The 9,608-nt window shown below is 67.9% G+C and carries 9 protein-coding genes; 8 read left to right on the top strand and 1 reads right to left on the bottom strand.

What is annotated here, in order from left to right:
- Positions 1-57 precede the first annotated feature (57 nt).
- Complete coding sequence (eccCa, locus tag ACFWX1_RS13660; protein ID WP_378387074.1) at positions 58-4,035, bottom strand: type VII secretion protein EccCa; 3,978 nt, start codon at positions 4,033-4,035, stop codon at positions 58-60.
- A gap of 146 nt (positions 4,036-4,181) precedes the next feature.
- On the opposite strand from eccCa, the gene eccD reads away from it, so the two are divergent.
- The 8 genes from eccD to ACFWX1_RS13620 form a co-directional block, all read left to right on the top strand.
- Positions 4,182-5,579 carry a type VII secretion integral membrane protein EccD gene (gene eccD, locus ACFWX1_RS13655; RefSeq protein WP_378387043.1) on the top strand — a complete coding sequence of 466 codons (1,398 nt, stop codon included), beginning with the start codon at positions 4,182-4,184 and terminating at the stop codon, positions 5,577-5,579.
- Positions 5,579-6,997, top strand: a complete 1,419-nt coding sequence (gene eccB, locus ACFWX1_RS13650) for a type VII secretion protein EccB (RefSeq protein WP_378387041.1) — start codon at positions 5,579-5,581, stop codon at positions 6,995-6,997. Before eccD ends, eccB begins: the two co-directional genes overlap by 1 nt.
- 127 nt (positions 6,998-7,124) lie before the next feature.
- Complete coding sequence (locus ACFWX1_RS13645; RefSeq protein WP_378387039.1) at positions 7,125-7,457, top strand: hypothetical protein; 333 nt, start codon at positions 7,125-7,127, stop codon at positions 7,455-7,457.
- 48 nt (positions 7,458-7,505) lie between these two features.
- Entirely contained in the window at positions 7,506-7,790 is a 285-nt protein-coding gene (locus ACFWX1_RS13640) for a WXG100 family type VII secretion target (RefSeq protein ID WP_378325589.1), read from the top strand.
- A 107-nt stretch (positions 7,791-7,897) separates the two neighbouring features.
- On the top strand, positions 7,898-8,245 hold the full coding sequence (locus tag ACFWX1_RS13635) for a hypothetical protein (RefSeq protein ID WP_378387038.1): 348 nt from the start codon (positions 7,898-7,900) through the stop codon (positions 8,243-8,245).
- Between the two features lie 10 nt (positions 8,246-8,255).
- Positions 8,256-8,720, top strand: a complete 465-nt coding sequence (locus ACFWX1_RS13630) for a hypothetical protein (protein ID WP_378387036.1) — start codon at positions 8,256-8,258, stop codon at positions 8,718-8,720.
- Positions 8,717-8,902 (top strand): hypothetical protein, encoded by a 186-nt coding sequence (locus tag ACFWX1_RS13625; protein WP_378387034.1) that lies wholly within the window; start codon positions 8,717-8,719, stop codon positions 8,900-8,902. The genes ACFWX1_RS13630 and ACFWX1_RS13625 overlap by 4 nt, the downstream gene beginning before the upstream one ends.
- 107 nt (positions 8,903-9,009) lie before the next feature.
- Positions 9,010-9,608, top strand: a 599-nt coding sequence (locus ACFWX1_RS13620; protein WP_378387033.1) for a hypothetical protein, incomplete at its 3' end; no start/stop codon positions are given.

Raw genomic sequence — 9,608 nt, 5'->3', positions numbered from 1 at the left:
CCTTCACGGCGTTGAGCGCTGTGAAGGAGGCCTTCACGGACCGACCGGGCGAGAACCTCAGTCCGGTTGTTCCGGTTTGACGAAGCCTTCGACCAGCGGGGTCTGCACCAGCCGGACCGCGCGGCGGCGGTTGACGAACTGGGCCCGGCCCGGCGGCAGGGTGCGCGGCTTGAGGTTGCCGAGGAACGAACCCTCGGACCGGGGACAGGACAACATCAGCGCGGGCGTGCCCAGTTCCCACATCCGCCGGATCGCCTGGCTCATCATCGACCGGCTCCCGCCCGAGGTGCTGCGGGCGACGATGATGTGCACGCCGATGTCCGCGGCCTGCGTCAGCAGCGGCACCAGCGGGTCCAGCGGGCTGGCGCCTTCGGCCAGCTCGAAGTCGTCGATGATGATGTAGAGCCGCCCGCCGGTCCACCAGTCCCGCAGCGGCAGCCTGCTCGGCGGGATGTCCGGTCCCGGCAGCCGGTCCTTGATCACCGAGGCCGCGCCCGCGATGGACTTCGCCAGCGCGTCCGCGCCGACGGCGTATTCGAGCTGGTACTCGGCGGGGACGGAGTCGTGCAGTTCGCGGCGGAAGTCGCCGAACATGATCCTGGCCTCTTCGTTGCTGTGGTGCGCGACGACGGCGCGGGCGATGTGCCGCAGCAGGTTCGTCTTCCCGCTCTCGGCGTCGCCGTAGATCAGCAGGTGCGGGCTGGTGTCGAAGTCGTGCCACAGCGGGGCCAGCTCGACGTCGTCGATCCCGAGTGGGACCCGCATCTCCGCCGCCGGGCCGGGCGACTTCGGGCCGGGCAGCTCCTGCACGGTGATCTGGTGCGGCAGCAGCCGGACCTGCGGGGCGACCGGCGCGCCGGGCAGGGCCAGCGCCTCGGCGAGCTCGACGGTCGCGTCGGCGAGGTCGTCGGTGGCCGGCGAACCGTCGATGCGCGGGAGCGCGGCCAGGAAGTGCAGCCGGTCCGGCGTGATGCCCCGGCCCGGGATCGACGGCACGGTCGCGGCGAAGCGGCTGTTGATCTCCGAGTCGACCGGGTCGCCGAGCTTGAGCTCGAACCGCGAGCCGACGACGTCGCGCAGCCACGGCCGCATCTCCGACCACCGGTTGGTCGCGACCACCAGGTGGATGCCGAAACTCAGGCCCCTGGCGGCGATCTCGGTGAAGTTGTCCTCGATGTCGTCGAAGTCCTGGCGGATCGTGTACCAGCCATCGACGACCAGAAACACGTCACCGTAGGGATCGAGGTCGGTGTACTTGCCGGCCCGCCGCGCCCGCCGGTAGGTGGCCATCGAGTCGATGTTGTGCTCGGCGAACAACGCCTCGCGACGCGCCATCAGGTTGGTCACTTCGAGCACCGTCCGCGTGACGCGGTCCCGGTCGAGGCGGTTGGCGACGCTGCCGACGTGCGGGAGCTTCGCCAGCGAGGTGAGCGTGCCGCCGAAGTCGAGGCAGTAGAACTGGACCTCGGCCGCGGTGTGCGTCAGCGCGAGGCCCGCGATCAGCGTGCGCAGCAGGGTGCTCTTCCCGCTCTGCGGACCACCGACGACCGCCACGTTTCCCTTGCTGCCGGACAGATCGGCGACCAGCAGCTCGCGTTTCTGTTGCGCGGGCAGGTCGATCAGGCCGACCGGGACGGTCAGCGCCGCGGTCTGCAGGTCGCCGACCGGGCGCGGGCCGAGCTCCGGGTGATCCACCAGCGGCGGCAGCAACTGGTCCAAAGTGGCCGGTTGCTTGAGCGGCGGCAGCCACACCTGGTGGGCGCGCGGGCCGACGTCGCGCAGCCGGCTGAGGAGCACGTCGAGCACCGTCTCCGTGCCCTCCTGCTCGTCGGCGGGTTCCGGCTCGGGCTCCGGTTCTGGTGGCGTGGTCGGTTCGATGTACCCCATCCCGAACGGGACGACGTGCTGTTCGACCGCATTGGTCGCCGTGGTGCGGCTCTTGGCCCGGTACGGCGAGGACGAATACGCGCCCTTGAACCGGATGAGTGTCTGCGTGTCCGGGCGGAGATACCCGTTGCCAGGGCTGTTCGGCAGCTCGTAGGCGTCCGGGACGCCGATGACGCTGCGGCTTTCCATCGCGGAGAACGTGCGCAGGCCGATCCGGTACGACAGGTGCGTCTCGACCTTGTGGATGCGGCCCTCGTCGAGCCGTTGCGACGCCAGCAGCAGGTGCACGCCGAGGCTGCGGCCGAGGCGGCCGATCATGGCGAACGTGTCGATGAATTCCGGCTTGCTGGAGAGCATTTCGGAGAACTCGTCGACCACGATGAACAGCGCGGGCATCGGCTCCAGCGGGACGCCCTGGGCGCGGGCCGCCTCGTAGTCCCGGCGGGACGCGTAGTTGCCCGCGGCGCGCAGGTACTCCTGGCGCCGGTTCAGCTCGCCCTCCAGCGCGTCCTGCATCCGGTCGACCAGTTCGAGTTCCTCGGCGAGGTTGGTGATCACGGCCGAGGTGTGCGGAAGCTGGTCGAAACCGAGGAAGGCCGCGCCACCCTTGAAGTCGACGAGGACGAAGTTGAGGTCCTCCGACGAATGAGTGGTGGCCAGCGCGAGGACCAGAGTGCGGAGCAGCTCGCTCTTTCCGGACCCGGTGGCGCCCACGCACAGCCCGTGCGGGCCCATCCCGTCCTCGGCGGCCTCCTTGATGTCCAGTTCCAGGGGGGTCCCGTTGGCGGCGATACCGATCGGCACCCGCAGCCGTCGCTTGGCGGTCATCCGTTCCCTGCGGTAGCGCGTCGGCTCGAAATGCGCGACGTCGCCGACGCCGAGCAGTCCGGCGAGTTCGTAGTCGCCTGCCATCGGCTCTTCGTCCTCGGAAACCTCGCCGACGCGGTACTTCGCCATCGTGCGCGCCAGCGCGGCGGCCCCCGTCTCGCTCAGCGAATCCGGGGTGCACAGCCGTTTCGTGTGCTGCCTGCCGAGCCGGTCGAAGGAAACCGTGCTCACCTGGTCCGGCTCGACGTCGAGGAACAGCACGCCCGGACGCTGGTGCCACGGCAGGCAGCCGGAGACGTCGAGCACCACCGTGTTGCGGTAACCCTCGTCCGCGACACGGTGATCGGCGGGGACGGACACCCCGTCGAGGAGGAGCACGACGAACGGCTCCGACGCGGTGATCGGCGTGTCCGCCTCGAACCGGGGCCGTCCGGTGAAGGCCGGGCCGCCGAGCAGGAGTTCGGCTTCGGTGACGGTCCCGGCGACCAGCCGCCGCGCGCCCGCGGCGTCCCTGCTCTCCGGATCCTGGTTGTGCGGCAGCCATTTCAGCCAGTTCCAGCGCTCGACCCGGTCGGCGTCGGCGCACAGTGCGATGCGGACTTCGCCGGGGGCGTGCGCGGTGGCGAGCTGGCCGAGCATCGCGCGGACGAGCCCCAGCACGGCGGTATCGTCGCCACTGAACTGGATCTGCCCGAACCCGCGCAGGTACACCGCGATCGGGGCGTTCGGCAGGCTGGAGTAGGCACGCAGGAAGCGGCGCAGCGCGTGCGCGGCGAGCGGTTCGAGGTCCTCGATCGGCTTGGTGTCCGGGGGAAGCAGCTTGAGCGCCGAGCGCTGCGTGCCGACGCCGATGCGGATCTCGCCGAAGTCGTCCTGCGCGGCGCGGCGTTCCCACAGCCGGTAGCCCAGCGCCAGCGACCACAGCGCGCGCGGGTCGGGGTGGATCCAGCGGGCCGCGCGCTGCTGCGCGGTCAGCGCGGTGCGGACGCGCTCGCGCAGCTGGGTCAGGTAGCGGATGTAGTCGCGGCGGTGACCGTGCAGCTTCTGCTTGTGCGTCACCGAGGAGCGCATTAGCTGCACGATGAGCATCCCCACCACCGAGAGCAGCATCATGCCGCCGCCGATGTAGGACATCAGGCCGGAGCCGGGGCGGACGAACATCATCACCATGGCCAGGGAGCCCAGCCCCATCGGTGCGTACATCAGCACCGAGCTGATCCCGCCGCCGGTGTCCTCCGGCACCGGGGGCGGCGGCTGGATCTCGATCTCGTCGCTGGACACGGCCGGTTTCGGCCGCCGTGCCCGGCGTGCGAACAGCACCGTGCTCAAAGGACGCTCTCCCTCGTGAGTGGACTTCCCCTTTTCCGCGCCGACCGGGCTTCGAGCGCCGTGACGACGGCCGCGCGGCGATAGGTTCCGGGCTGGTTCACGGTCTGAGATCCCTGGCAGGAAGGACCTGACACCAGATGGAAGAGCAGACACAGCATCGCACAACAACGTCGGCGAGGCTACGGTTCGTTCTCGGGAAGCAAGTCACCGAGGTGGCCCTGCCCACCGAGGCGACGCTGACCGATCTGCTGCCCGCGGTGCTGCCCCAGTTCGGCGGCGAATGGATCGAGCAGGGCGCCGACCACGAGGGCTGGGTGGTCCAGCGGGTCGGCGAGGAACCGCTGGACGAGGATCGCACGCTCGCCGAGCTCAACCTGCTCGACGGCGAAACGATCTACCTGCGGCCCCGTGCCGACCAGCTGGCGCCGATCGACTTCGACGACCTCGTCGCCGGGGTCGGCGAGCAGGTGCGGGAACACAGCGGTACGTGGAAACCACAGCACACCCGCTGGATGTTCCGGATCGGCGCGGTGTGCGCGTTCCTGCTCGGGCTGGTGGTGCTGCCCGGTGTGGGTTCGCCGGGCGCGCAGGCCGCGGTCGCGCTGTCGCTGGCGGTGCTGCTGCTCCCGGCGAGCGCGCTGATCGCGCGCGGGGTCGCGGACACCTACGCGGCCACCATTGTCGCGTTCGCCGCGGCTTGTTATGGCGCGCTCGGCGGGGTGCTGCTCGTCCGGATGCTCGCCCCGCTGGCCTCGACAGCGGTCGAGGCGACCGTCGCGCTCGCCGTGGCGTTGCTGGTGCTGAGCATCGGGGCGTTCCTCGTCGCCGATTCGGCGTTGCTGTTCGCCGGCGCCATCATGTTCGTCCTGGTGCTGGCACTGACCGGGCTCATCGCCTCGCTGGCGGACGTGAGCCTTCCGCAGGTGGCGGGACTCGGTCTCACGGCGGGCCTGATCATCGGCGTGTTCCTGCCCGCCACGGCCTTCCGGCTGTCCGGGCTGACCCTGCCGATGCTGCCGTCGGACAAGGACGAGCTCAGCGAGGACATCGATCCGGTGCCCGCCAAGATGATCGTGGAGCGCGGCGCGGTGACCGTCGGGTATTCGACGGCCCTGCACACCGGGCTCGGCGCCGCGTTCACCGTGCTGTTGCCGCTGCTCGTCTCGGGCGCCAGTGGCTGGGAAATGGTGTTGTCACTGGTGATCGCGCTCCTGCTGTTCCTGCGGAGCCGGCATCCGGCCGGCGTGGTGCAGCGGTGGGCGATCATCGTGCCCGCCGCGGCCGCCGTGATGGTGAACATCGGGCACTTCGCCGGTGAGCGGGCCGACCTGGCGAGGCTGCTCGCGGTCTGTGTGCCGGTGTTCGTGATCGGCGCGCTCATGCTGCTGGCCAGCAGGACGCTGCCGGGCAAGCGGCTGCGGCCGTACTGGGGCCGCGCGGTGGAGATCTTCGAGTCGATCACCGCCATCGCCGTCGTCCCGATTCTGTTGCAGGTACTGGGCGTGTACGCCTGGATGCGCGGATTGGCGGGCTGATGCAGTCCCGGCGAGATCAGGTACAGGCCTACTTCTACGTGGTGGGCAGGCTCGTGGCCGCCGTCGTGCACGGCAAGCCCGACGTGCTGCAGCCGCCGAACAAACGGCTCAACACCGGTGTCTTCCTCGGAGTCGTCGTCGGCGCGATCGCGATGGGGATTTTCGGCATTTACGGGGTTTTCGTGCCCGGCGGCAACACGTCGTGGCGCCAGCCGGGCGCGATCGTGATGAACGAGACGACCGGCGCGCGCTACATCTACCTCGAAGACCAGCTGCGTCCGGTGCTGAACTACTCCTCGGCACGGCTGGCGGCCGGGAAGTCCGGTACCGGCCAGGTCGTCTCGGTGGCCCAGAAATCGTTGTCCGGCACGCCGGTCGGGCAGCCGATCGGCATCGTCGGCGCGCCGGACGCGCTGCCCACCGCGCTCGACGACGGCCCGTGGACGGTGTGCGCGCAGCCGCCCGCTCCCGGTCCGCAGGGGCAGGGGCCGACCATCAGCCTCGTGCTCGGCCACCCGCTCCAGCAGACGCTGACCGACAGGCAGGCGCTGCTGGCGCGTACCCCGGACGGCACGAACTTCCTGATCTGGCGCGGAAAACGGCACCGGATCCCGAGCCGGACCGAGGCCGAGGCACTGGGCTACAGCCCGATCGCGCCGGTGCAGGCCACCGCGGCGTGGGTGAACGCCGTGCCCGCTGGACAGGACATCTCGGCGGCCGTGCCCGCCGACGTCGGCTCGCCCGGCCCGTCGATCGACGGGCACGCCAGCGTGGTCGGGCAGATCTACCAGGTGCGGAACCCGGCGATCGGCACCACTCAGCTCTATCTCATCCGCGCCGACGGCGTAGCGGCCTTGAGCCGCACCAGCGCGGCCCTGCTGATGGCCTCGCCGTCGATCAAGGCCGCGTACGGGGGCTCGGCCGTGGAACCGATCCCGGCCGGGCCGGGAGCGTTGTCCGGCGCGCCCGCTTCGACCAGTGGGCCCGACCTCGTCGGCTCCCTGCCGCCCGAACCGCCGCAGATCGTTTCTCCGCCACCGGATGTCATGGCCTGCGCGAACTTCTCGCCGCTCGGCACGGGCGAGCAGCAGGTCACCACCGGCCTGCTGTCCACTTCGGTCAGTGCCACGAAGGGGATGCCGGTGGGCGCGCACGCGGCCGGGATGACGGCGGACCGCGTGGTGATCCCTGCGGGCAGTGGTGTGCTGGCCGCCGAGCAACCCGCGCCGGGGGCGCCGCCGGGCACCGTCTATCTCATCACCGAAACGGGCACGAAGTATCCGTTGGCGAATGGTGACGTCGCGGGTGCGCTCGGTTACTCGGCGCAGTCCGCGGTGCGGATACCCGCGGAACTGCTGTCCCTGCTGCCGTCCGGACCGCTGCTCAGCATGGAAGGAGCATTGCGTGTCCAGTCGTGACCGGCGGTTCATGGGGGGAGTTCCGCCCCTTCGCCGCTCTCGGCCCTTGAGCGCCATGCTTCGCCCCGGCGAAATCTAACTTGAGACCTGTAGGCGTGTAGCCCGTACGGAACAGCAAGGAGACCTGATGTCGCACACGACAACAGTTGACAAGGGCAAGATCTTCGAGCAAGCGACCAAGCACGAGGAGTTCGCCCAGCAAATGGCGGCGGAACTCGACAAGCTTCTGGCCCACATCCAGCAGACGACGTCGTCCAGCCCGAGCGAGGCGACGAAGGCCCTCCACTACACGGCCGAGAACTGGATCGGGAACGTCAAGAAGACCGTTCTCGAACACGTGAACACCATGGCGACGAACATCCGCAACGAGGCGAACAACCAGACGGGTACGGACGAGGCCCTGGTCAAGCAGATCAACAGCGTCCAGATCGAGACCAACACCTTCCTCGGCGGAAAGTAACCCCGTCCCTTCGGGATCACCTGATCTTTCAGTACAAGGAGAAAGTTCATGATCAAGTACGACTACGCGGTGCTCGACGCCATGATCGACGCGATGAAGGCCCAGGCTCAGCGCATCATCGAAGAGACAGAGCAGCAGCGGAAACACGTCAACGAAATCATGGGGGATTGGCAGGGTAGCACCGCGGAGGCCTACAACAGCCTGTGCAACGACCTGGAGAGCGACCTCCGGGCGAACGCCGACATCCTGGAGCAGATGCGGGCCAAGATGCACAGCGGTGTGGACGAGATGCAGGTCGCGGACAAGAACGGCGCGAAGCACGTCTACCACTGACGCCGTCCTGCCGATGACGTTGTCCCGGAAGGGCACGGGCACCGGACGCTCTCCGTCCGGTGCCCTGTCCTCCTGTTCCGTCCCGTCAACCATTGTGGAGTGATGACATGAGCAGCACGAAGCTCGACACTGAGACCGTCAAGGCGTCGGCCGCCGCCCTCGGGCGGATCATGGATGACATGTCGGCCTTCAGCGCGTTGCGCGCGGACTGGCCCAAGCTCGGGAACTTCGACCTCGCCGCGCAGCTCGACGCGATCGTCGACGACCGGCGACGCGGCGTTCTCGCGCACGCGGACCAGCTGAAGACCGCGCTCGACGACATGGACAAGGCGCTGACGAAGATCGCGACCGAGATCCAGTCCATCGACGACGATGCCGCCGCGAAGATCAAGGCGGTGGTCACCGATCTGCGCGCCAGGGTTCGTGACGACCTCGGCACGCTGAAGCTGGCGTGAGGGGGTCATCGTGGCTCAGCAGACGAAATTCGACAAAGATGCGCTGGACAAAATCGCAAACGAAATTCGGGACATCCTCACCGGCAATGGTTTGACCGTCTTCGAGGACCTCAAGCCGCACTGGCCGAACGCGGGGAAGTTCGCGGTCGCGGTGTGGCTCGAGCAGATCATGGACGATCGGCGCAACGCCATCGTCGCGCACGCCAATCACCTGAACAAGGCGTTCGAACAAATGGCGAAGCACCTCCACACGGTCGCGAAGGACTTCGACAACGTGGACGGCGAGAACGCCAAGAAAATCAAGGCGATTCTCGACGAGGCCGAGAACTTCGCCAAGAAGGAAATGAAGGACTTCAACACCCAAGCCGAGCGGGACCAGGGTAACCGTGTCGGCGACGACGGCAAGGTCGGCGACGGCTACAGCGGCAACGTCAACAACCCGATCAAGGCAGGTGGTGACGGAAAAAAAGCGTGACGGACAACGGCGGAGACCACGGAAACGGGGACCACAAGGACGACAAGCCACCGGCAGACAAGCCGCCTGCCGACAAGCCCGCGGGCGACAACAACGGCAACAATGGCAACAGCGGTGACAAGAAGGGGAAGAACGGTGAGCCTGATTACAGCAGGGGAGGTGGGCACCAGAATCTCATCTAGGTGGTCGCCTGACCGGCCACGCCGCTACTGACTCTTTCTGTCCAGTGTGTAATCCGTGAAGCTGCCGAAAACCGGTTTCGGGTCAAGTTATCGACAAGGATGGGGAAATGGCCGACAGCAACGGGCCGGATATCGGCCGGTACGCTCCGGATGCACCGGCGTTCAACGTGTCGCAGTACGACACGCTTCCGAAGCTCCTCAACTACACCGGCGGTCTGCTCGACCGGATCGACCACGACCGTGAGTGGTACATCATGGACGGTCTGGTCCAGGCGGCCACGAAGAAGCTGGGTGAGGTGAACGACGCGTTCTCCGCGCAGCTCAACAAGGCGAACGAGATGCTCAAGGGGGAGGCGGGGGACGCCTTCTACAAATGGGGCCACGACCTGTGGGCCAAGAGCGACGCTCTCTACAACCAGTTGAACAACCTGCGGTATCACGACGCCATCGGGAACACCGGCCATGCCATCCGGGCGTTCTACGACAACTGGTGGCACGCGGTCGAAGCCCGGGACGACAAGATCAAGCAGGGCACCCGGGACATTCGTAATGCCGCGTACGCGGCCGCTGAGCAGGCGACCACGGTCGACGATGTCGATGCGATCACCAAGACCGCGCAGAACGCGTTGGATCTTCTCAAGAAGAACAGCGACGATAGTCTTGTCAAGGAACTTCAAGGCTACCTGACGGGGCTGATCTCGCAGTA

Source organism: Amycolatopsis sp. NPDC059021, from assembly GCF_042739895.1.
Lineage (GTDB): Bacteria > Actinomycetota > Actinomycetes > Mycobacteriales > Pseudonocardiaceae > Amycolatopsis.
This window is presented reverse-complemented; position numbering and strand designations above follow the sequence as displayed.